The sequence below is a fragment of the Streptomyces aureus genome, from assembly GCF_000725495.1.
GTDB lineage: Bacteria > Actinomycetota > Actinomycetes > Streptomycetales > Streptomycetaceae > Streptomyces > Streptomyces aureus_B.
On record NZ_JNZD01000002.1, the window covers coordinates 141,390 to 163,093 of the forward strand.

A 21,704-nucleotide genomic window follows, 5' to 3' on the forward strand; every position below is an offset into this window, starting at 1 on the left:
TCCCTCGTCCGCCGCGGCACCGGGCCGCTCGTGTGTACGCCGCTTCTCCGGTGCTATCCGCGGACCTCGGGCACCGGAACGCCGAACGTGGCGGCGCGCTCGGTCAGTTCGCGCCAGACCTTCGCCGTCACCGGCACCCCCTCCGCCCCGCGCAGCGCGCCCAGCGCGGCGCTGCGCTCTCCCGGGTAGTGCACGCCCTCGGCTCCGTCCGCCGGGGGAAGCCCCTTGAGGGTGGCGAGCGTGGCGTCGACGGCCTCGGTGAAGGCGTCGGCGTCCCCGAAGGCCGCCGGATCGAGGGCGATGATCAGGGCGTTCTGGCGGTGCTCGCGGCCTCCGGGGTCCTCGGAGTGGAAGGCGGCGAAGACGGGCGCGCCGACCAGCACACTGGTCAGCAGCTCGAAGGCGAGCGACATGCCGGACCCCTTGGCGCCGCCGAGCGGCAGCGGCATCACGGCTCGTTCCGGATCGGTGGTGGGCGTGCCGTCCGCGGTGGCGGCGGCTCCCTCGGGCAGCGGGGTGCCGTTCGCCCTGGCCTGCCGGATCCGGCCCAGGGCGATGGTGGCGGTCGCCATGTCGAGCAGGAGCGGGGCGTGGCTGCGCGCCGGTACGGCGATCGCGAGCGGGCTGGTCGCCACGGCCGCGCCCTTGACCCCGGTGTAGCCCATGTTGGGCATGCCGGCCACGAACGCGACGCCGATCAGGCCCTGTTCGGCGATCCGGGACACGTAGTGGCCGATGGCGCCGGTGTGCACGGTGCGGCGCACCCCGACGGCCGCGACCCCGCTCGTCCTGGCCCGGGTCACGGCCTCCTCGGCCGCCGCGGTGAGGGCGACGGGTCCCGGCGCGCGGTCCGCGTCGAGGACGGCGACGGCCCCCGTACCCCGCTCGACGGTCATCTCGGGGCGGGCGTTGGCCACCCCCTCGGCGAGCAGGTCCAGATAGGCGGGGACGCGCGCGATGCCGTGGGAGTCGATACCGCGCAGCGCGGCCCAGACGAACACGTCGGCGGTGGTGCGGGCGTGCCCGGGGCCGAGGCCGCCCTTCTCCAGGAGTGCGGCGGCGAGGCCGCGGAGGTCCCCGGCGGCGACAAGCACGCTGTTGGACACGGGTGTTGGCGGTTTTGTCATGGTGGCGGATGCCTCCTGGATCAGCGGGTGACGAGGACGTCGACGACGGCGGTGGTGCCCTCCGCCACCGCCTTGAGCGCGCGCTCCAGGGCGGGGGCGAGCGCGTCCGTGGCGTCGACGGTCTCGGTGTGCATGCCGAACGGTTCGGCGAACGCGGCGAGCCGGGGCAGCCGGCGCAGGTCGGTGCCGAGCCACTCGCCGGTTCCGGCGGCCGCGCCTTCGGGGTAGAACCTGCGGTGGTTGAGGTTCATCGACTTGTAGACACGGTTGTTGAACACCACGACCAGCAGCGGCAGTCCGTAGGCGTTCGAGGCGTCGTACGAGGGGATGACCGGGTTGTACGCGAAGGCGCCGTCGCCGATCGTGAGGACCACCGGCCGCTCCGGCGCGGCGAGTTTCACGCCGAGCGCGACGGCGATGCCCTGGCCGAGTCCGCCCTGGACGTAGAAGTACGAGTCCGGGGCGGCGGTCCGCAGATGGCGTCTGACGACGCGGCTGTGGGTGATGGTCTCGTCGACGACGACCGCGTCCCGGCCGTCCAGGAGCCGGCGCAGGGTGGCGGCGACGTGCACGGGGTCGACGCCCTCCGAGCGCGCGGCCTTCGCCTCGGCGGCCGCGATGGAGGCCTGTTCGTCGGCGTGCCGCCGCTCGTGCTCGGCGCGGCGCGCGGTGCGGGCGGCCGTGGCCGTCGGGTCGTCGCCGGACCGTGCCGGCGCCCGTCGGGCCAACTGGCGCAGGGTGTTGGTGACATCGCCTTCCAGATAGCGGTCGGCGAAGAGGACCTGGTACGCGATATGGGGGCGCTGGGGAACCTCGTCGAGGACCACGATCCGCGCCTTCGCCGGGCGGCGCGAGGGCGGGTAGAAGGGAGCGCGGCAGTTGACCAGCAGGATGAGGTCGGCCTCGTCCATCCAGGGGCCGATGTCCGCGCCGGCGTGCAGCGGGTGGGTGCGCGGGAAGTTGCCGCACACCGCGGAGTCGGGTTCGACGACGGGGATGTTCCAGGCCTCCGCGAAGGCGAGCAGCGCCTCGAAGCCGCCCGCCTCACGGCCCGCCGTCTCGGTGACGATCACCGGGCAGGCCGCCTCGCGGATCAGCTCGGCCACGGCGTCGGCCTCTTCGGGGGAACTGTGCGTGGAGCCCGGCGGGACGACGGGCTTGGCCTCGCGGCCGTCCCACTCCTCCAGCAGGATCTCCAGCGGGATGTTGAGGTAGGCGGGGCCGGCCGGGGCCCGCCAGGCCAGCTCCGCGGCCCGGGTGACCATGGCGGGCAGGGTGTGCACGCCCGCGGCCTCGTTGGACCACTTCGTGAACGGCCGCGCGATGGTGTGGGGTCCGCCCACGACGGACAGGTTGCGGTACCACTGGCCGCCGGGGTCGGGTCCGGGTCCGTCGCCGTAGGTGGTCGACTCCGAGGAGGCGACGACCATGGGGACGCCCGCGAGGAGGGCGCCGTGGACGGCCATGGAGCCCTGGAGCAGTCCGGGGGCCGCGTGCAGGAGCACGGCCTGCGGCCGGCGGGCGAGGAGCCCGTAGCCGGTGGCCATGCCGACCGCGACCGTCTCGTGGGTGAGGTCCAGGTACCCCGGGGTCTTCTCGCCGTCGCGGTGGCGGCGGGCCAGCGCCTCCCAGACCGGGGCCCATTCCGACCCCGACGAGCAGAAGACGTGGTCGGCGCCGACGGCGTCGAAGGCCGCGACGAGTGCCTCGCCGCCGTCCAGGCGGCCGGCCTCCGGTGCGTTCTCGGTGTCCGTCATCTCCGGTGCGCCCTCAGCCTTCGATCGGCCAGTCGAGGACCTCGGAGATGCCCCGGCCGAGGATCCACTCCAGTTCCTCGGGCGTGAAGTCCCAGTGCTGGGTGAACTGTTCGATGGTGTCGGTGTAGGTGATGCCGTGACCGAGCAGCCGGGTGATGTCGGTGCCGTAGAAGCACCGCCGGGGGCCCAGCTTGTCGACCATCTCGCGCACGTACTTCTCGATGTTGCGGTTGGGGAAGGGCTGCGTCGAATAGCCGGGCAGCGCCGAGACCTTGACGTAGATGTTCGGGTGGACGGCCAGGTCGGCGGTCTCCTGGACCCAGTAGCCGATCGCGTCGTCCACGCAGCGGGCCATGATGCCCATGTGGTCGATGATGATCTTCAGTCCCGGGTGCTTGGCGGCGATCTCGCCGAGTTCGCGCTTCCAGATCGGGGCGTGGACCATGGTGGGGATACCGAGTCGCTCGGCGACGGGCCAGTACCAGTCGTTGGTTCCGTCGATCATCCAGTTGCGGTCCTGCGGGCGGTGGAAGGTGAGCCGGGTGCCCTTGATGTACGGGTTGCGGGCGAACTCCTCGAGCAGCGCGGTGCCTTCGACCGGGTCGTCCTGGGGGACGCGGGCCATGATGCCGAAGCGGTCCGGGTGGGCCTCGCAGGCCTCCAGGGCGTAGTCGATGCGGTTGCCCTCCCAGGACGGGGGAAGGATCAGCGCCCGGTTGACGCCCGCCTCGTCCATCAGCTCCAGGGCCTCCTCGTACGAGAAGGGTTCCTCGCGGTGTCCGTTGAGGCGGATGCGCTCCCGCGCGCCGGGGACCCAGGGGCGGTCCGGGGTCTCTTCCTTCCAGATGTGGATCTGGGTGTCGACGACGAACATGTGATCTGCCGTTTCTCTGCGGAGGGGTGCCGGGGTGGTGCGGAGGGAACGCTAGGTCGGCGGGAGGGCTTTGCCGAGCGCTGGGAGCGCAAGCAGTTCTTGCGCGGAAGTGCCCTGCGCACGGGGCATGTTCAGGTTGCGCGAGGGTCTTCGAGGACGGTGTCCGCGATGTGTTCCGCGATCGCCATCGAGGAGGTCGCGGCGGGCGAGGGCGCGTTGCGCACGGCGGTGACACCTCCGGCCCGGTGGATCACGAAGTCGTCCACCAGGGAGCCGTCCCTGCCGAGCGCCTGGGCGCGGACGCCGGCCCCGCCGCGCACGACGTCGGCGACGCCCAGGGCGGGTACGTAGGCGCGCGCGGCCTTCATGTAGGCGGCCATGGACAGGGAGCCGTGCATCTCCCTGACGCCGGTGCGCCAGTGTTGTCGTGCGAGCCGCCACATGCCGGGGAAGCGGGCGAGGCGGGCCAGTTCGCGGACGTCGATGTCCGAGCGGCGGTAGCCCTCGCGGGCCAGGGCGAGGACGGCGTTGGGGCCGACCTCGACCTCGCCGTTCACCCGGCGGGTGAAGTGCACGCCGAGGAAGGGGTAACGGGGGTCGGGCACCGGGTAGATGAGGCCCCGGACCAGGTGCGCCCTGTCCGGCGCGACCGTCATGTACTCGCCGCGGAAGGGGACGACTTGCGGTTCGTCGCCGTCGTCGGCGAGCCGGGCGACGCTGTCGCTGTGGAGTCCCGCGCAGAGCACCAGACGGTCGGCCCGCAGGGTCCGGTCGCCGGAGGCGACCTCGGCGCCGCCGCCGGGGAGGCGCGTGACGCGGGTGACCGGGAAGCCGAGCCGCACCTCGCCGCCGGAGTCCACGACGTCCCGGGCGAACGACCGGGCGATCGCGGTGTAGTCCGTGATGGCCGTGCGCGGGGAGTGCAGGGCCGCCCGGCCGACCGAGTACGGCTCGAGCTCGTGGATCTCGCCCGCGTCGACCCGGCGCAGTCCGGGCACCCGGTTCTCCCGGGCGGTGGCGTACAGGGCCTCCAGGCGCGGCACCTCGTCGTCCGTGACGGCCACGACGAGCTTGCCGCACTCCTCGTAGGGCAGGCCCCGGTCCCGGCAGTACTCCCGGATCATCGCCATGCCCCTGCTGCACAGCCGCGCCTTCAGACTCCCGGGCCGGTAGTAGAGGCCGGCGTGCACCACGCCCGAGTTGTGCCCGGTCTGGTGGACGGCGACCTCGTGCTCCTTCTCCAGGACCACCACGCGCGTACCGGGCCGGCGCAGGGCGATCTCCCGGGCCGTGGCGAGCCCCACGATCCCGGCGCCGACGACGGCGACCGTCTCGTCAGCCATCCTCTGTCCTCCTCTCGTGGGCCGGGAACCGCTCAGCCACCGAAGTGGACGGCGACGGTCTTGACCCGGGTGTAGAAGCGCAGCCCTTCCTCGCCCTGCTCCTTGAACGGCGAGCCGGAGTCGCGGAACCCGCCGAACGGGTGGTGGACGTCCCAGCCGGAGGTGGTGGTGTTCACCGCGATCTGCCCGCACTCGGCCAGGTCCGCGAACCGGAGGGCGGCGCCCAGATCCCGGGTGAACACGGCGGCGGCCAGGCCGAAGACCGAGTCGTTGACGGCCTCGACCGCCTCGTCGAAGGAGTCCACCGCGCACAGCGCCACGACCGGTCCGAACACCTCCTCGCGCCAGATGTCGAGGTCGGGGGCCACGTGCCCGAGCACCGTCGGACTGACGTAACAGCCGTGGCCGAGCGAGGCGTCCGCGGGACGGCCGCCGCCGGCAAGGAGCGTCGCGCCCTGCTCGACGGCGCGTTCGACGGCCAGCAGGACGCCGTCCCGCTGCCGGGCACTGACCAGCGGCCCCATCGTGGTGCTGGGGGCGAGCCCCGGTCCGACGCGCAGGGCGGCGGTCTCGGCGAGCAGCAGCGCGGTGAACTCCGCGTACACGGACCGTTCGACGATCACCCTGCTGGTGGCCGTGCAGCGCTGGCCCGCCTGGGCGAAGCCGGCGGCGGCGACGGCCTCGGCGGCGGCCCCGAGGTCGGCGTCCGCGAGGACCACGGTGGCGTTCTTGCCGCCGAGTTCGCCCTGGAAGCGGACGTTGGTGTGGGCGAGCGCGGCCCTCAGGGTCTCGCCGACCTCGTTGCTGCCGGTGAACGTGACGGCGGTCAGGCGCGGGTCGCCCAGCAGTGCCTCGGAGACGTCCGCGCCGCGTCCGGTGACCACGTTCAGGACACCGGCGGGCAGGCCCGCGTCGTGCAGGGCACGGGCCAGATGCAGGGCGGACCGCGGGGTGTCGGTGGCCGGCTTGAGGACCGCGGCGTTGCCCGCCGCGAGGCAGGGGGCGAGTTTGCGGGCCGGGGTGATCAGCGGGTCGTTCCAGGGGGTGATCGCGAGAACGACGCCGAGCGGCTCGCGCTGGTGGTGCGTGCGGGTGCCGGGGCGTACGTCGTGCACCAGCGCCCCGTAGCCCTGGCGGGACAAGCCCGCGTAGTACTCCAGGAAGTCGGCGGCCTTGAGGGTCTCGCCGGTCGCCTCGGCCCGGGTCTTGCCCATCTCCGTCACGACGTCGTCGGCGATCTCCGCCACGCGCTCGCGCAGCAGCCGGGCCGCGTCCGTCATGATCCGGGCCCGTTCGAAGGGGCTGGTGCGTCTCCAGAGCGCGAAGCCGCGTTCGGCGTGGTCGTAGGCGGCGGTGACGTCGGCGGCGCTCAGCGCGGGGACGCGGGCGACGGGGGCGCGCAGATCGGCGGGGTCGTGGACGTCGATCCACGCGCCGGTCGTCACCCACTTCCCGCCGATGAGGGTTTCCAGGGTTCGCATCACGTTCACTTCTCTCGTCCGCCGCGGCGGGGGCCGCGGTCAACCGGCGGGACGGCCCGAGGACTGCCCGAGGGGTGGGGCCGCACCGAGAACACACGAGCGGGCGCCCGTCCGGCCAGCCCCGCGGCGGCAGACATTGCTTGCGTTCCGCGCGGGTCGCCCACCAGGGGATTCGTGCTGGAATCGGCGGGCCCCACGGCCCGCCCCACCCGGAGGAAACCCATGGCTTTCGCAGTCGTCGCCCACTACCGGTGCGCTCCCGCCGACGCGGACACGGTCCGTGCCGCGCTGCTGAGGATGCGCGAACTCACCCCGGCCGAGCCGGCGAACCTCGCCTACGAGGTGCAGGCCGAGATGGACCGGCCGGGCTCGTTCGTGCTCTACGAGCGGTACACGGACCGCGCGGGCTTCGAGGCGCACCGGACGACGGACCACTTCACGCAGTGCATCGTGGGCCGGGTGCTGCCGCTGCTGACGGAACGCACGGTGACGTTCGCCGAAGACCTGTGAACCGGGCAGCGGCAGCGGTGAGTCGACGTCCCGGCGTCAGAACTCGTTGCCCCAGCAGTAGCGGGCGAGTGTCTCGACCAGGACCAGTTTGCGGCGCTGGTCCTCGGCGCTCATGAGCGGCCGGGCGGCGACGTCGGCGAACCCGCGGGACGGGGACAGCGCCATGTCCTCGATGTCCTTGAGCTCGGCGGCGGCGTCGATCCGGGCCAGCACCGTGTCGATGTCCTCCGGTTCGCGGGTGGTCGCGTCGACGACGCCGAGGCACACGTCCCGGTCCTCGGGCAGCGCCCTGAGCAGGTCGAGTTCGGCCGTCGTCCCCTGGTCGTAGGGGAGGATCCAGCGGTCGGCGGGGACCGCGGCGTACAGCCGCTCGGCCCTGGACCGGTCGACCGCGTCCGGTGCCCGCGTGCCGGGGCAGACACCGATCCGTACGCCTTCCGGACGCTCGTCCAGGCGGGCCGCCAGGGCCTCCAAGGCGAGGGTGTCCTCGAAGGACAGCGCCCCGGGTACGCCCGGCCCGGCCGCCACGTGGCCGAGCAGCAAGGGGTTGTCCAGCTGGATCAGACGGACGCCCCGGGCGACGAGCAGTTCGATCTCCGCGCGCACGATCCGGGCCAGCGCCTCGCCGAGTTCACGGGCCGAGGCGGGGCCGCCGGAGCCCGCGAGCGCGGGTTCGAAGGTGGTGGCGGCGAGGTAGGCGGGCGAGGGCAGGGACACCTTGGGCGCGATCACCGTCAGCTCGGCGAGCCGGGCCGCACGGTCCGCGACCAGCGGGCCGTCCGCCTCGGGCAGGGCCTCGGCCACCCAGCGGACCAGACCGTCGGGCCCGGTGTCCCCCGTGCGGCGGAGGCCGGACACGGCACCGAGGACGCCACCGCGGAAGTCCTCGTGGCCGAACCCGCCGTCCGTGACGACGGTGGAGCGCACCGTGCGCTGGAGCGCCACCGCCTCCTTCACCGCGTCGTCCAGCGCCGCCGGATCACCGCCCGGGCCCGTGAGGCCGGCCGGGCGGACCAGGCTGCCGTGGTGGTCGATGCGGTAGTTGAACGTGTCCGCCATGACTCAGACACCCTTCTCGGTGTTCGGGCTCTTCGTGTGCTCGCCGCCCGCCGGCCCCGCGACACCCCAGGCGGCGAACTCCAGTTCGTAGCCGAGGGACGCCAGGACCTCGTCGGCCACCCGCTGGTCCTCGTCCGCGGTGCCTCCCGCGATCCCGAGCCCGCCGACGACCTCGCCGTCCTTCTTGATCGTGACGCTGCCCTCGGCGGCCATGATGGGCAGGGCGGCTCCCGGCAGTTGGGAGAGCTGGGCGAAGAACACCGGCTGGCTCTCCTGCCACTTCTTCAGCATCGTCCCGGGCCGCTGCATCACGGCCGCGGTGTACGCCTTGGCCCGGGCGATGTCCGGGGTGAGGGGGCGGGCGCCGTCGCAGCGCCGGACGCCGACGACGAAGCCGCCCGCGTCCACCACCGCGACGCTCACCGCCTTCCCCAGCGACCGGGCCCGCTCCAGGGCGGCGGCCATGATCTCCTCGGCCGCGTCGAGGGTGAGGGTGCTCATGCCGTGTCCTTGGGTCCGAGGGTGCGACGCAGACGGGCGAGAGCCCGGTTGTACGGGCCCGGCTTCTCCCAGTACATGGAGTGGGGCGCCTGCGGCACGATCTCCAGCCGGGATCCGGGAACCAGTTCATGGGCGCGCGTCACCGTCTTCACGCTGAGCACCGCGTCCTTCTCGCCGAGCAGGAAGGCGATCGCGAGACCCGACTCCTCGATGTCCCGCAGCGAGGGTCCGTCGGTGTCGAGGTTGCGCAGGTCGGCCATGCGGGCGACGTTGAAGGTGCCCATCTGCTGGAACAGGAAGGTGCGGTCGGCGTGCTCACGCTGGAAGCGCCGGGTGAGCAGCCGGTCGATGACGGGGAGCTTGACGGCCTCGGCCCGGTCGGCGGCGGCCAGTTCGCGCAGTTCGGGGTGGCTGATGCCGCCGAGGGAGTGGCCGAGGACGACGGCCGACACCCGGTCGGGGCGCAGCAGGCCGGCGCGCAGGGCGGCCACCGAGCCGATGGACTGGCCCACCAGCATCACGTCGGTGAGATCCTCGGCCTCGAGGACGGCGACGACGTCACCGGGGAAGTCCTGGCCGTCGAACTCCGGCATGGCGGAGTCGGACCTGCCGAAGCCGCGCAGGTCGAGCGTGACGACGGTGAACTCGTCCCGCAGTGCGGCGACTTGCTGCCACCAGGCGGCGTGGTTGCCGCCGCTGCCGTGCACGAGCAGGATCGGCGGACCGCTGCCGTGACGTTCGTAGTAGACGGAGGTGCCGTCGGAGTCGGCGAAGGGCATGGGTGGGAACTCCTGGAGGAAGGGGGAAGGGAATCCGGGCCGCGCGCGCTCAGTCGGGGCGCCTGCCGTGGAAGACCAGCTCGATCATGGTGTGGTCGGGGTCGTGGATGTAGCAGAACTTGGACTGGTTCTCCGGGCGTTCGATCGGCCGGGTGTGCCGGATGCCCAGGTCCTTCAGATGGGCGAGGAACTCGTCCCAGTCGTCCACCTCGACGGCGAAGTGGTAGGGCGCCATGCGCTCCATTTCCTCGACCGGGGTGAAGTGCAGGTCGAAGGTGCCGCGGGTCATCAGGACGACCCGGGTGTTGGACTTGGGCATGATCCGCTTCATGCCGAAGACCTTCGTGTACCACTCGGCGGTGCGATCGGGGTCGGTGGTGGGGAAGTTGACGTGGTGGATGTAGCGCGGAGCCTTGCTCATACGGGAATCCCTTCCGGGTGTACGGGGTTGGAGAGCACGCCGATGCCGCTGATCTCGATGTCGACGGTGTCCCCGGGCTCGATCCGGCAGGCCGACTCGGCGCCCATCCAGAGCACGTCGCCGGGACGCACGGTGATGTGCCGGGTGATCGCGACGAGATGGTCGTACGGGTCGAAGACCATGTCGCCGGTCGGGAACGCGGCCCTGACCTCGCCGTTGACGCGGAGCGTGGTGGTCTGCGCGAGCGCGTCCAGGTCGGTCTCGATCCAGGGGCCCATCGGCTTGAACGTGTCGGAGTTCTTGCTGCGCCAGGGGGTGCGGTCCCGGTGCTGCCAGTCACGGGCGCTGACGTCGTTGCCGATCGTCCAGCCGAACACCGCCGCGCGGGCCTCCTCGTAGGTGGCGTTGCGCAGGGTGCGGCCGACGACGGCGACGAGTTCGGGTTCCGCCTCGAACCGGCCCGTCACGCCGGCCGGTCTGACGATCGGGGAACCGTGGCCGGTCAAGGCGTTGTTGGCCCGGTAGCCGACCTCGGGGCGCTCGGGTGTCGGGGCCCCGCAGTGGGCGATGTGACGTGGGTAGTTGAGGCCGACGGCGTAGAACACGGGCGGGACGACGGGCGGCAGCCAGACGGCCTCGGCGCGGGGCACGGTGCCGATGACGGTGGGCCCGGGGTCGTCGTCGTACGGCCGCCGTTCCATGGCGTCCAGGGGTGAGCCGGACAGCAGCTCGACGTCCTCCTCCCCCACGCGGCCCCACACCGCCCGCCCTCCGGCGGACACACGGGTGTATCTCATGACGGTCAGCCCGCCAGGAGGTGGGAGACGCGCTTGGTGATCAGGTAGGCGTCCAGGGCCTCGGGCCCGCCCTCCCTGCCGTAGCCGCTCTCCTTGACTCCGCCCGAGGGCGCCTCGCTGACCGAGCCGCCGCAGTGGTTGACCGAGAGGATGCCCGCCTCCAGCTCGCGCACCAGGTGTTCGGCGGTGGCCGCGGACTCGGTGAAGGCGTACGCGGCGAGCCCGTAGGGCAGTCGGTTCGCGGTGCGCAGGGCTTCGTCGAGGTCGGCGAACGCGGTCACGGGCGCGAGCGGTCCGAAGGGTTCCTCGCGCATCAGGTCCGCGTCCGGGGGCACGTCGGTGAGGACGGTCGGGGCGAAGAAGTAGCCGGCGCGCTCCAGTCGTTCGCCGCCGGTGCGGACCGTGGCGCCCCGGCGTACGGCGTCGGCGGTCAGGCGCTGCATCGCACGCAGCCGGCGTTCGTTGGCGAGGGGGCCCATGGTGGTGCCCTCGGCCAGGCCGTCCCCGACGACGACCGCCTCGGCCGCCTTCACGAGCTCGGCGGTGAAGTCGTCGACGACGCTCTCGTGGACGAGGAACCGGCTGGGCGAGGTGCAGACCTGGCCCGCGTTGGCGAACTTGGCCCGGGCGGCGCGGCGGGCGGCGCGGGCGGGGTCGGCGTCCGCGCAGACGATCACCGGGGCGTGACCGCCCAGCTCCATGACGGACGGTTTCATGGCCTCGCCCGCGGCGGCGGCCAGCAGCTTGCCCACCGGGACCGAGCCGGTGAAGGCGACGAGCCGGACGACGGGCGAGGCGATCAAGTGGGCGGACACCTCGGCAGGTTCGCCGAAGACGAGGTTGAGGACACCGTCCGGCAATCCCGCGTCCACGAAGCAGCCGACCAGGGCGGCGGCCGTCGCCGGGGTCTCCTCGGAGGCCTTGATCACGACGGAGCAGCCGGCGGCGAGGGCCGAGGAGATCTTGCGCATCGGTCCGCCGGCCGGGAAGTTCCAGGGGACGAACGCGGCGACGGGGCCGATCGGTTCACGGCGTACGGAGAGCAGGGTGCCCGGGGCGGAGGGGATGATGCGGCCGTAGGCGCGACGGGCGTCGTCGGCGTGCCAGCGCAGGGTGTCGGCGACGCGCAGGGCCTCGCCGGTGGCCTCGGCCAGCGGCTTTCCCTGTTCCAGGGTCATGATCCGGCCGACCTCGGGGGCCCGCTCGGTGAGCAGGCCGGCGGCGGTGTGCAGGATCTCGGTGCGGCGGGCTACGGGGGTGTCGCGCCAGGTCCTGAACCCCTCGGCCGCGGCGTCGAGGGCGCGGTCCAGGTCGGCGGTGGTGGCGAGGGGGACCTCTCCGATCACTTCCTCGGTGGCGGGGTTGACGATCGGGGCGGTGCGTCCGGTGCCGCCCGGGCACCATCGGCCCGCTATGTGGAGGCGGACGGCGGGATAGCCGTGGTCGGTGGTCATGGGTGGGAGCCCTCTCAGGCGGGCGGACGTGACGGGGTGAACCCTCGGCGCGAGGTCCGGGGCGGTGGGGCCCTCGGCGCGGGGGCCGTGGGTGCGGTGCGGGGCGGGGGTCAGGAGGCCGGAGCGTCGTGCTGGTCGCGGTTGGTGCGCAGGGCCCAGATGTGGTGCGGCGGGGCCGTCGCGTGGACGCGGGTCTCGTAGGTGTCGTCGACCCGGTCCATGTCGGCGGCGTACTCCACGCGCCCTCCGCAGGGCGCGTGGACGAAGCGGAAGACGTTGGAGCCGACCGTGTGGCGGCCGAGTCTGCGGGCTTCGCGCCAGCCGCGGTCGATCATGTGGTTGCCGCCCTCGACGACGTCGTCGAAGCCGGGGACCTCGTAGGCGACGTGGTTGACGCCGGCGCGGTCGGGGCGGTGGCACAGCAGCAGGGTGTGCTGGTCGTCGTCTCCGGGAGCCCGCATGAACACGCCCATGGGTTCGACCACGTCGGTGGGCCGGAAGCCGAGGCGGTCGACGTAGAAGGCGACGGCCTTCTCGCGGCCCTCCTTCGGGATGTTGAGCGCCACGTGGCACATGCGCAGCGGGCGGACCCGGGTGACCGGCTCCAGCGCGGTGTTCCAGCGGGTCACGCTGCCCAGCGTGTTGGCGGGCCGGGGGGTGACGTCGGCGGGCCGGTGGCGGGCGAGAGCGAGACCGGCCCCGAAGCCCGTCTCGTCGACGGTGTGGAACACACCCGCGGCGTCCTGCCGGACCGGGCGGTCGCGGCCGGCGGCGGCGACCAGGCGCTCCAGCTCCGCGCGGGTGTCGACGCCCCAGACCACTTCCAGCAGGGTGGGCCCGTCCTCCACCGGGGGCGGGAGGCGTCTGCCCGGTGCGGTGTCGAGGTGGAGCGTCTGGCCCGTGCGGGTCTCGAACACGGCGTGCTCGTCGCTCCGTTCCAGCGGCAGGAGCCCGAAGTCGTCGAAGAACCGGACGCATGTGCCGAGGTCGTCGATGCCGTAGGTGACCGATTCGATTCTCTGGATTCCCATGGGTTCCTCGTTTCGCGGGTCGCCCGGCGAGCGTAGGTTTCGCCGGGCGGCGGTCTCAACGGTCCGGGTTCGACGGAATGCGCAATCGTTTCTTGCGGCCGGGGGAATGCGGTGCGAAGGTGCCACGGCCCGTGCGGGAATCCCTAGGAACGGATCGCGGGAATGGGATTCTGCGAGAACCACCCGGTGAGGAAATCGAGGAATACGCTCACCTTCCGCGGGGTGGCCTGCCCGGGCCCGTAGATCGCGTACAAGGGCCGGTCGGGGACGGCGAGTTCGGGGAGCAGTACCTGGAGGGCGCCGGAGATGAGGTCGTCGTACGCCGGCCGCTGGGGCAGCAGGGCGATGCCGCGCCCGTGCACGGCGGCCTTCTGCAGGGCGATGTAGGAGTTGGAGGAGAAGGCGACGTTGCGGATCTTGTGCAGAGTGGAGGCGTGGCCGTGGCCGATGCGCCAGACCGGGTCGTTGACGTGCACGAGGCATTCGTGGGCGGCGATCTCGTTCGGTTCGGTGAGCGGACCGCCGCGCGCGAGGTAGTCCCCGGACGCGCACAGGACGAACGGCAGTGAGGCGATCTTCTTGAGGCGGACGCTGGAGTCCCTGAGGTCGCGGGTGTGGAAGGCCACGTCGAATCCGCTGTCCAGGAAGTCGTAGGTCCGGTCGGACATGCCGCCCAGTTCGAAGCGGACCTGGATCTTGGGATGGGCGGCGGAGAAGGCCGCGATCGCGTCGCCCAGGTCCAGGCTTCCGATCCATTTGGGGCAGATGATGCTGAGCGTGCCCTCGGCGCGGTCGTGCAGCTGGGCTATCCCCGCGTCCTCGGCCTCGATCTCCTCCAGGATGCGCGCGGCGAAATCGGCGTAGCGCCGCCCGGGTTCGGTCAGGCTGACCGAGCGGGCCGTGCGGTTGACCAGCCGGACGCCCACCTGGCGCTCCAGTTCGGCGACATGGCGCGACACCAGGGAGCCGGAGGAGCCCAGCTTCTTGGCGGCGCCGTTGAAGCTGCCGGCCTGGGCGACGGTGACGAGGCTGTGCATGAGGAGCAGGCGGTCCATGTTTCCTCCGGAGGCCCACGGCCGCCGGGGACGGGCCCCGGCGGCGGTGCCGGTCGTTCGGGTGTGCGGGTGGTGCTTCCGTCACGGCGGACGGACCTCACGGCGGTACGGACCCGGGTCGCGCCGGTCCGGAACGCCCAGGCAGCGGCTCTGCGGGGACGTTCCGGCAACGACGGGGCAGGCGGCTCGGACGCACCGGCGCGGGCACCGCTCGGCGTGCGGGCGCTGTCACTTGGGGCAGTACTGCGGTGCCTTGGTCAGGTTGTCCTTGGTGACCAAGAGAAGAGGAATGTTGGCAATCTTGTCAACCTTTTCTTTGGCAAGCAGACCGACGGTGCTCCTGACCGCCGTCTGCCCGATGACCATGGCGGAGTTGGCCACGGTGGCCGAGAACCGTCCGTCCTCGACGGCGGCCAGTCCCTCGTCGGTGCCGTTGACGGTCACGATCCTGACGTCCTCGGCGCCGGCCGCGTCGAACGCCTTGCGGACGGCGAATCCCATCTCCTCGTTGGCGACGAACGCGTAGTCCAGGCCGGGGTGCGCCTGGATCATGTTCTCGGCGACCTCCTGGGCCTTGACCGGGTTGAACATGCCGGGCTGGTTCGCGACCACCTTCGCGGTGTCGGGCAGTTCGTTGGTGAACCCGCCCACGAGCAGGTCGGAGGCCGCTCCGGGCGCCCCCGCGATCACCCCGACCTCCACCTTCCGGCCGCCCGCGTCCTTCGCGACCCAGTCGGCGTCCAGGGCGCCCACCTTCTGGAGGTCGACGACGGCGGCGCCCAGGATGCCGTTCGCGTTGCCCGGGGCGACCGAGGTCAGATAGATCGGGACGCCGGCGGCCTTGGCCTTGGCCAGGTCGCCGTCGAGCGAGTCGACGTTGACCGTCTGCACGATCAGCGCGCTGACCTTGCGGGAAATCATGTCCTCGATGTTGGACAGCTCGGTCCCGGCGTTCTGGTGGGAGTTGGCGGTGTAGACCTTGGCGCCCTCCGACTTCGCCGTCTGCTCGACGGCCTTCTGCAGGCACGCGTGGAACGCGGTGTCGGCGCCGTTGACGAATCCGATGGTGACGGCACCCGACGTGGCTCCCGCGGCAGCGGTGTCGCCGTTGTCGGAACATCCGCTCAGCACCAGGGTGGCACCGGCCGCCGCGGCGACGAGCGCGCGACGGTGACGGACGGAAAGTCTCATGGTGGTACGCCTTTCTTGACGGGACGAGGGCAGGGCGGAGCGCACGCGGAAAGCGTGGGAAGGCAGGGGAAACGGACCGCGGAACGATCCGCGGAATGGACCGCGGAATGGACCGCGGAATGCGGGAAGTGAAGTGTGGTGCGGGAGGGGCCCGGGTCGATTCCCTGCGAGAGGGCCGGGTCGGCCGATTCCCTGCGGGAGGGGCCCGGGTCAGTTGCGTGCGGACCGGGACTTGTGGAACTCGTTCGCGATCGCCGCCACGAGCAGGACGCCGCCGACGGACACCGGCTGGTAATTGCTGGAGACCTGGAGGAGGTTGAGCGCGTTGGCCACCACACCGAGGAGCACGACACCGAGCACGGTCCCGGTGACGGTGCCGTGGCCGCCGGCCAGCGAGGTGCCGCCGATGACCACCGCGGCCACGGCGGTGAGCTGCAGGGTGAGACCGCCCGTGCCGGGGCTGCTCGAGCCGAGCCGGGACAGCAGCATCAGTCCGGCCAGACCGGACAGGGCGCCGGTGAGCGCGTACAGGGTGAGCTTGCGGGCGGTGACGTCGATGCCGCTGAGCCGGGCCACGTGCTCGTTGCCGCCGATGGCGTACGCGTCGCGGCCGAACACGGTGAACCGCATGACCAGGGCCGTCGCGGCCAGCACGAGGACGGCGAGGATGAGCAGGTAGGGGACCCCGAGGACGTCGCCGTTGCCGAGCGGGAACATCCGGGTGCCGATGGAGACGCTGACGCTGTCGAGCACCAGCAGCGCGACACCGTCGAGCAGGGTCGCCGTGGCCAGGGTGACGACGAACGGCGCGACATGGGTGAACGTCACGACCAGCCCGTTCACCAGGCCGATCATCGTGGCGAGCGCGATCGTGACGACCACGGTGACGACGGTGGAATGACCGTGCGACAGCAGCTGCGCCCCGAGCGCGGTCGTGACGGAGACGTTGCTGCCCATGGAGAAGTCCATGCCGCCCGCGGTCATGAGCAGGGTCAGTCCGGCGGCGATGACGGCGGTGACGCTGACCTGGCGCAGGATGTTGATCAGGTTGGTGTCGGTGGCGAACGCGTCGGTCCGCAGCATCGTGGCCACGACCACGACGACGAGGACGGCTGTCAGACCGGCGTGGGGGGCGCGCCGCAGGGCGTCGAGCCGGCTCGGCCGCCGTCCGCGGCCGGGCGGGGTGCCGGTCCCCGGGGCATCGGGAAGTGTGGTGACGCTCACTGGGGTTGACCTCCGAGTGCGGTGGCGACGAGTTCGTCGCGGGTGATGGCGGTGACGTCGTGCTCGGCGACCGTGCGGCCCGCGCTGACGACGATCACCCGGTCGGCCAGGCGCATGACCTCCTCGGCGGACGAGGAGGCGAGCAGCACGGCGACTCCCCGCCCGGCCAGTTCGTCGACCAGCGTGTGGATGTCGGCCATGGCGGCGATGTCCACGCCGTTCGTGGGGTCCTCGAGGAAGCAGGCGACGGGGCCGGTCCCCAGCCACTTGGCGAGCAGCACCTTCTGCTGGTTGCCGCCGGACAGGGCGCTCACGGGCGGGTTGCCGGCCAGCGAGACCACCCCGTACCTGCGCCGCAACGGGCGTGCCCGGCGCGTGAGTTCACCCCGCCGGTGGAGTCGCCTGCGGGCGAGGCGGTCGCCGGCGAGCAGCAGGTTCTCGTCCAGGGACATGCCCGGGACCAGACCGAGGGCCCGCCGGTCGCCGGTGACGCAGCGCAGTCCCCCGGCGAGCGAGGCGTCCACCCGGCCGAACGGCACCGGGGCGCCGTCGACGAGGAGTTCGCCGGTGTCGGGGCGGCGCCGTCCGGACAGCAGGTCGAAGAGCCGGGACTGGGCGTCCCCGGCCGGTCCGAGCACCGCGACGATCTCGCCCTTGCGCACCTGGACGTCGAAGCCCCGGACGGCCCGGCCGTCGCTCAGGTCACGGACCGCGAGGCCGATCTCGTCCCGGGGTGCGGGGCGTTCGGAGCGCCGCGAGACGATGTCCCGGCCGACCATGGCGCGGACCAGCGCGGCCGGTCCGAGTTCGGCGGCGGGCGCGCTGCGTACGACGGCTCCGTCCCTGAGCACGGTGATCCGGTCCGCGACGGCCGTCACCTCGTCGATGTAGTGCGAGATGTAGACGACGGCGACGCCCTCGTCGCGCAGGGTGCGCACCAGCCGTCTGATCTGGTGGGCGGCTTCCGCGCTCAGGCAGGCGGTGGGCTCGTCGAGGACCAGGATCCGGCCGCCGCGCCGTACCTCGCGCGCCACCTCGACCATGGTCTGCTCGGCGACGGTGAGCGATCCGGCGGTCCGCTCCACGTCGATGTCGATGCCGAGACCCGAAAGGGCGCGCCGCGCCTCGGACTTGAGTTGCCTCCAGCGCACGGCGCCGTGCCGGGTGGGCAGATCGCCGAGCAGGACGTTCTCGGCGACGCTCAGGTCCGTCGCCAGTTCGCGGCGCTGGGGGACGAAGGCGATGCCGAGCTTCCGGGCCCTGCGCACGGTCAGCGCGGGCTGGGCCTGTCCGTCGACCTCGACGGTGCCGGCGTCCGCCTGGTGGACGCCCGAGAGGATCTGCACCAGCGTCGACTTCCCGGCACCGTTCATGCCCATGAGCGCGTGGACCTCGCCGGGGTACAGGTCGAGGTCGACGTCCGTGAGCGCGGCGGCGCCGCCGAAGCTCTTGCCGACGCCGCGGACGCGCAGCACGGGGCCGCGGGCCGTGTCGGCGCCGGCCGCCGCGGGCGTCGGGTTCCTCGGGGTCACGGCGGGGCCTCCTTGGGTGTCCTGGTCCGTGAGGGTGGTCACGGTCGCGGTCCCTCGCCCCGGGCGAGGCGTCCGTGGCCGCGGATGTCGGGGAAGGGCGGTTCGCGGTCGGCCTGGAGGTCCACCTGGAAGGTGTTCAGGCACATGCCGAGCATGGTGAAGTTGCCGAGCGCGCCGATGGTGTCCACCAGGCCCGTGGGCCCGAAGTGGCGGAGGGCCCGGGCGAAGGTCTCGTCGCGGACGAAGTGCTCCTCGAGGACCTCGCGGCAGAACTGGTAGAAGGCTTGGTCCGCCTCGTCCTCGAAGACCGCCTCGCGCTTCTCGGCGACGGCCGCGACGGCGGCCTCGGGGACACCCGCCGCGATCGCCTGGTCCACGTGCGCGTTCCAGGAGTACTGGGCGTCCCAGTTCCGGGCGGCCATCAACAGGGCCAGTTCGCGCAGGTGCCGGGGCAGACTGCAGTCGAAGCGGGCGAAGGCGCCGAGGGATTCGGCGCGTTCGCACATCTCCGGGCTGTGCAGCCAGACCCGGAAGGGACCGCGGACGGCGCCCCGCCGGCCGGCGATGCGGGCGGCCAGTTCCCGCTGGCGCGGTTCCATGTCCTCATCGGTCAGAACGGGGAGCCTCATGTGGCTGCCACCTGCCTTTTCTTTCCGGCGTGTGTCCGGCACGAACGGGGGTGCCGTGCGATGCCAGCCGACGGTACAGCCGGGTGCGGGAAGCTCACCCTTCCCGGAACGCAAGGTAAAACTGCACGCCGGACGGCACCCGCGGGCGGGGACGCGACCTACCGTCGGTCGACGCATCTCCGCCGACGGAAGAGGAACCCGGGATGACCACGATCATCGAAGCCGCGTCCGTGCCCCCGCTGGACCGGGGCGGTGCCGTCGTCACGACACCGCTCATCACCACGCGCTCGGCCGGCGGGGAGAACCGGATCACCAGCGGCATGAGCGTGTACCCGGTGGGCTCCGGTGCACCGTTGCACTCGCACAACTGCGACGAGCACGTGACGGTCCTGGAGGGGGAGGCGGAGGTGGTCGTCGACGGGGAGGTGACGCGGCTGACGCGCTTCGACACCACCTATGTCCCCTCCCCCGTCCCCCATCTGTTCCGGAACGTCGGCGACCGTCCGCTGCGCATCCTGTGGGTGTACTCCTCGGGTCATGTGACCCGCACCTTCACCGGGACCGGCGAGACGGTCGAGCACCTCTCGGACGAGGACCGGATGGGGTGAGCGGCGCGAGGCCGAACCCCCGGTCCGAGGGCCTCCCGCTCCGGCCGGTCCGGGCAAGGACGGACGGCCCCGCCCCGGTCGGGGCGGGGCCGTCGTCGGGAGCGCGAGCGCCCGGGACTACCGGGCGGTCGCCCCGGCCGCGGGGGCCGGCGCGAGACCCGCGGGACGGGTCGTGAACGTCCCCCGGCCCTGGGTCCGGCTGCGCAACCGGGTGGCGTAGCCGAAGAGTTCGGCCAGCGGCACGGTGGCGGTGACCACCGCCGTGCCCACCCGGGCGAGCGAGCCCGAGACCCGGCCGCGCCGGGCCGCGAGGTCGCCGAGCACCCCGCCCACTGCCTCCTCGGGCACGGTGACCGTGACCTCGGCGACCGGTTCCAGCAGAACCATGGCACTGGCGCGCAGGGCCTCGCGCAGCCCGAACCGGCCGGCCGCGCGGAACGCCGTCTCCGAGGAGTCCTTCACATGGGTCGCCCCGTCGGTGAGGGTGACCCGCAGCCCGGTCACCGGGTGACCGCCGAGGGGACCCTCGGCGAGCGCGTCCCGGCAGCCCGCCTCCACGGCACGGACGTACTCCTGCGGCACCCGGCCGCCGACGACCGCCGAACGGAACTCGAAGCCCGCCACCGGTCCCCCGGCGCCGCCGGACTCCGGGCCCAGCGGCTCGACGTCGAGCACCACATGGGCGAACTGGCCCGCGCCGCCGTCCTGCTTGACGTGCCGGTACACCAGACCCGAGACCCCTCGGACGACCGTCTCCCGGTAGGACACCCTCGGGCGCCCGACGGCGACGTCGAGACCCTGGGCGCGCCGGATCTTCTCCACCGCCACCTCCAGATGCAGTTCTCCCATGCCCGACAGCACCGTCTGCCCGGTCTCGGGGTCGGTGCGGACGACCAGCGAGGGGTCCTCCTCGGCCAGACCTGCCAGCGCCGACACCAGCCGGTCGGTGTCGGTGGCGCGGCGCGCCTCGACCGCCACGGACACCACCGGGTCGGCGACGACCGGCGGTTCGAGGAGCAGCGGCGCCGTGGGCGCGCACAGCGTCGCGCCGGCCCGGGCGTTCTTCGGCCCGATCACGGCGACGATGTCACCGGCCACGGCGCGCTCCAGCTCCGCGTGCCGGTCGGCCCGCACCCGCAGGATGCGCGCGACCCGCTCGGTGCGTCCCGTGCCCGCGTCCACGACCGCCTGTCCCTTCTCCACGGTGCCCGAGTAGACACGCAGGTACGTCAGCCGTCCGGTCGCGGTGGCGTTCACCTTGAACACCAGGGCCGCGAACGGCTCTCGGGGGTCGGCGGCCCGTTCCTGCTCCGCGCCGTCCCGGGTGCCGCGCACGGCGGGCACGTCGAGCGGCGAGGGCAGGTAGGCCACCATCGCGTCGAGCAGCGGTTCGACACCGCGGTTGCGGTAGGCCGAGCCGCACAGCACCACCACGCCCTCGCCGGTACGGGTCAGGTCGCGGAGCGCGGCCGCCAGGGTCGGCGCCGAGAGGGTGGAACGGTCGCAGAACTCCTCCAGCGCCGCCGGATGGAGTTCGGCCACCGCCTCCTCCAGGAGCCGTCGCCTGCGCCGGGCCTCCTCCAGCAGGTCCGGCGGCACCGCGGTCTCCTCGGCGGACTCGGCACCGTCGGCCCACACCAGGGCGCGCATCCGCAGCAGGTCGACGACTCCGGTGAAGGCGTCCTCCGTCCCGATCGGCAACTGGACCACCAGGGGCGCCGGGTGGAGCCGTTCGCGGATCGAGTCGACGGCGGTGTCGAGGTCGGCGCCGGCGCGGTCCAGCTTGTTCACGAAGGCGATCCGGGGGACTCCGTGCCGGTCGGCCCGGCGCCACACCGACTCGCTCTGCGGCTCCACGCCCGCCACCGCGTCGAACACGGCGACGGCGCCGTCGAGGACGCGCAGCGAGCGCTCCACCTCGTCGGAGAAATCGACATGGCCGGGGGTGTCGAGCAGGTTGATCCGGTGGCCGTCCCAGGCGCAGGTCACGGCCGCGGCGAAGATGGTGATGCCGCGGTCGCGCTCCTGCGGGTCGAAGTCGGTGACGGTGGTGCCGTCGTGGACCTCGCCGCGTTTGTGGATGGTGCCGGTGAGATAGAGGATCCGTTCGGTCACGGTGGTCTTGCCCGCGTCGACGTGGGCGAGGATGCCCAGGTTGCGGACGGCGGCGAGGGGGTTCGTGACGGAGTCGGTGAGGTGACGGTGCAGGTCGGTACGCACGGCCGAGGGCCTTTCGGACGATCCGGAATCGGGTCGGCGCGATTCCCGGACGACACACCTGGGTTCAGGCGGTGATGTGCCTCCGCCGGGTACGGCGACCGGCGACCGGGC

General features: G+C 72.6%; 20 protein-coding genes. 2 read left to right on the plus strand and 18 right to left on the minus strand.

From position 1 onward, the window contains the following. Positions 1–53 precede the first annotated feature (53 nt). The 5 genes from IO36_RS02955 to IO36_RS02975 form a co-directional block, all read right to left on the minus strand. Positions 54–1,127, minus strand: a complete 1,074-nt coding sequence (locus tag IO36_RS02955) for an Ldh family oxidoreductase (RefSeq protein WP_037615721.1) — start codon at positions 1,125–1,127, stop codon at positions 54–56. 20 nt (positions 1,128–1,147) lie between these two features. Then, complete coding sequence (locus IO36_RS02960; protein WP_037615722.1) at positions 1,148–2,884, minus strand: thiamine pyrophosphate-dependent enzyme; 1,737 nt, start codon at positions 2,882–2,884, stop codon at positions 1,148–1,150. Between the two features lie 13 nt (positions 2,885–2,897). After that, positions 2,898–3,758 (minus strand): amidohydrolase family protein, encoded by an 861-nt coding sequence (locus IO36_RS02965; protein ID WP_037615724.1) that lies wholly within the window; start codon positions 3,756–3,758, stop codon positions 2,898–2,900. A 131-nt stretch (positions 3,759–3,889) separates the two neighbouring features. Continuing rightward, positions 3,890–5,101 carry an L-2-hydroxyglutarate oxidase gene (gene lhgO, locus IO36_RS02970; protein WP_037615726.1) on the minus strand — a complete coding sequence of 404 codons (1,212 nt, stop codon included), beginning with the start codon at positions 5,099–5,101 and terminating at the stop codon, positions 3,890–3,892. 32 nt (positions 5,102–5,133) lie between these two features. Then, positions 5,134–6,582 carry an aldehyde dehydrogenase family protein gene (locus IO36_RS02975; RefSeq protein ID WP_037616142.1) on the minus strand — a complete coding sequence of 483 codons (1,449 nt, stop codon included), beginning with the start codon at positions 6,580–6,582 and terminating at the stop codon, positions 5,134–5,136. Positions 6,583–6,804: 222 nt separating this feature from the next. Between IO36_RS02975 and IO36_RS02980 the strand changes: the two genes are divergently transcribed. Beyond that, a complete protein-coding gene (locus IO36_RS02980) occupies positions 6,805–7,092 on the plus strand; it encodes a putative quinol monooxygenase (protein ID WP_037615728.1) in 288 nt (95 codons plus the stop codon). Between the two features lie 36 nt (positions 7,093–7,128). Here the strand turns inward: IO36_RS02980 and IO36_RS02985 are convergent, their stop codons facing one another. The 12 genes from IO36_RS02985 to IO36_RS03040 form a co-directional block, all read right to left on the minus strand. After that, positions 7,129–8,151 (minus strand): uroporphyrinogen decarboxylase/cobalamine-independent methonine synthase family protein, encoded by a 1,023-nt coding sequence (locus IO36_RS02985; RefSeq protein WP_037615730.1) that lies wholly within the window; start codon positions 8,149–8,151, stop codon positions 7,129–7,131. 3 nt (positions 8,152–8,154) lie between these two features. After that, on the minus strand, positions 8,155–8,652 hold the full coding sequence (locus tag IO36_RS02990) for a GlcG/HbpS family heme-binding protein (protein WP_037615731.1): 498 nt from the start codon (positions 8,650–8,652) through the stop codon (positions 8,155–8,157). Further along, a complete protein-coding gene (locus IO36_RS02995) occupies positions 8,649–9,431 on the minus strand; it encodes an alpha/beta fold hydrolase (RefSeq protein ID WP_037615733.1) in 783 nt (260 codons plus the stop codon). Before IO36_RS02995 ends, IO36_RS02990 begins: the two co-directional genes overlap by 4 nt. Before the next feature lie 49 nt (positions 9,432–9,480). Beyond that, on the minus strand, positions 9,481–9,852 hold the full coding sequence (locus tag IO36_RS03000) for a VOC family protein (protein ID WP_037615734.1): 372 nt from the start codon (positions 9,850–9,852) through the stop codon (positions 9,481–9,483). Beyond that, on the minus strand, positions 9,849–10,649 hold the full coding sequence (locus tag IO36_RS03005; protein ID WP_037615735.1) for a fumarylacetoacetate hydrolase family protein: 801 nt from the start codon (positions 10,647–10,649) through the stop codon (positions 9,849–9,851). The genes IO36_RS03000 and IO36_RS03005 overlap by 4 nt, the downstream gene beginning before the upstream one ends. A 5-nt stretch (positions 10,650–10,654) precedes the next feature. Then, a complete protein-coding gene (locus IO36_RS03010; RefSeq protein WP_037615736.1) occupies positions 10,655–12,103 on the minus strand; it encodes an NAD-dependent succinate-semialdehyde dehydrogenase in 1,449 nt (482 codons plus the stop codon). A 110-nt stretch (positions 12,104–12,213) separates the two neighbouring features. Further along, positions 12,214–13,134, minus strand: a complete 921-nt coding sequence (locus IO36_RS03015; protein ID WP_037615737.1) for a VOC family protein — start codon at positions 13,132–13,134, stop codon at positions 12,214–12,216. A gap of 143 nt (positions 13,135–13,277) precedes the next feature. Next, the gene (locus IO36_RS03020; RefSeq protein WP_037615738.1) at positions 13,278–14,189 is read right to left on the minus strand and encodes a LysR family transcriptional regulator; all 912 of its coding nucleotides are present in this window, start codon (positions 14,187–14,189) and stop codon (positions 13,278–13,280) included. A 228-nt stretch (positions 14,190–14,417) separates the two neighbouring features. Continuing rightward, positions 14,418–15,380, minus strand: coding sequence for a sugar ABC transporter substrate-binding protein (locus tag IO36_RS03025; protein WP_037615739.1), 963 nt, complete (start codon positions 15,378–15,380; stop codon positions 14,418–14,420). A 210-nt stretch (positions 15,381–15,590) separates the two neighbouring features. Continuing rightward, positions 15,591–16,604, minus strand: a complete 1,014-nt coding sequence (locus IO36_RS03030; protein WP_037615741.1) for an ABC transporter permease — start codon at positions 16,602–16,604, stop codon at positions 15,591–15,593. Beyond that, positions 16,601–18,178: a sugar ABC transporter ATP-binding protein gene (locus tag IO36_RS03035; protein ID WP_245173102.1), complete on the minus strand. Its 1,578-nt coding sequence runs from the start codon at positions 18,176–18,178 to the stop codon at positions 16,601–16,603. The genes IO36_RS03030 and IO36_RS03035 overlap by 4 nt, the downstream gene beginning before the upstream one ends. Next, on the minus strand, positions 18,175–18,765 hold the full coding sequence (locus IO36_RS03040) for a carboxymuconolactone decarboxylase family protein (protein WP_037615742.1): 591 nt from the start codon (positions 18,763–18,765) through the stop codon (positions 18,175–18,177). Before IO36_RS03040 ends, IO36_RS03035 begins: the two co-directional genes overlap by 4 nt. 203 nt (positions 18,766–18,968) lie before the next feature. On the opposite strand from IO36_RS03040, the gene IO36_RS03045 reads away from it, so the two are divergent. Next, entirely contained in the window at positions 18,969–19,373 is a 405-nt protein-coding gene (locus IO36_RS03045; protein ID WP_037615743.1) for a cupin domain-containing protein, read from the plus strand. Positions 19,374–19,490: 117 nt separating this feature from the next. Here IO36_RS03045 and fusA read toward each other — a convergent pair whose 3' ends face one another. Further along, positions 19,491–21,593, minus strand: a complete 2,103-nt coding sequence (fusA, locus tag IO36_RS03050; RefSeq protein ID WP_051899941.1) for an elongation factor G — start codon at positions 21,591–21,593, stop codon at positions 19,491–19,493. Positions 21,594–21,704: the final 111 nt, after the last annotated feature.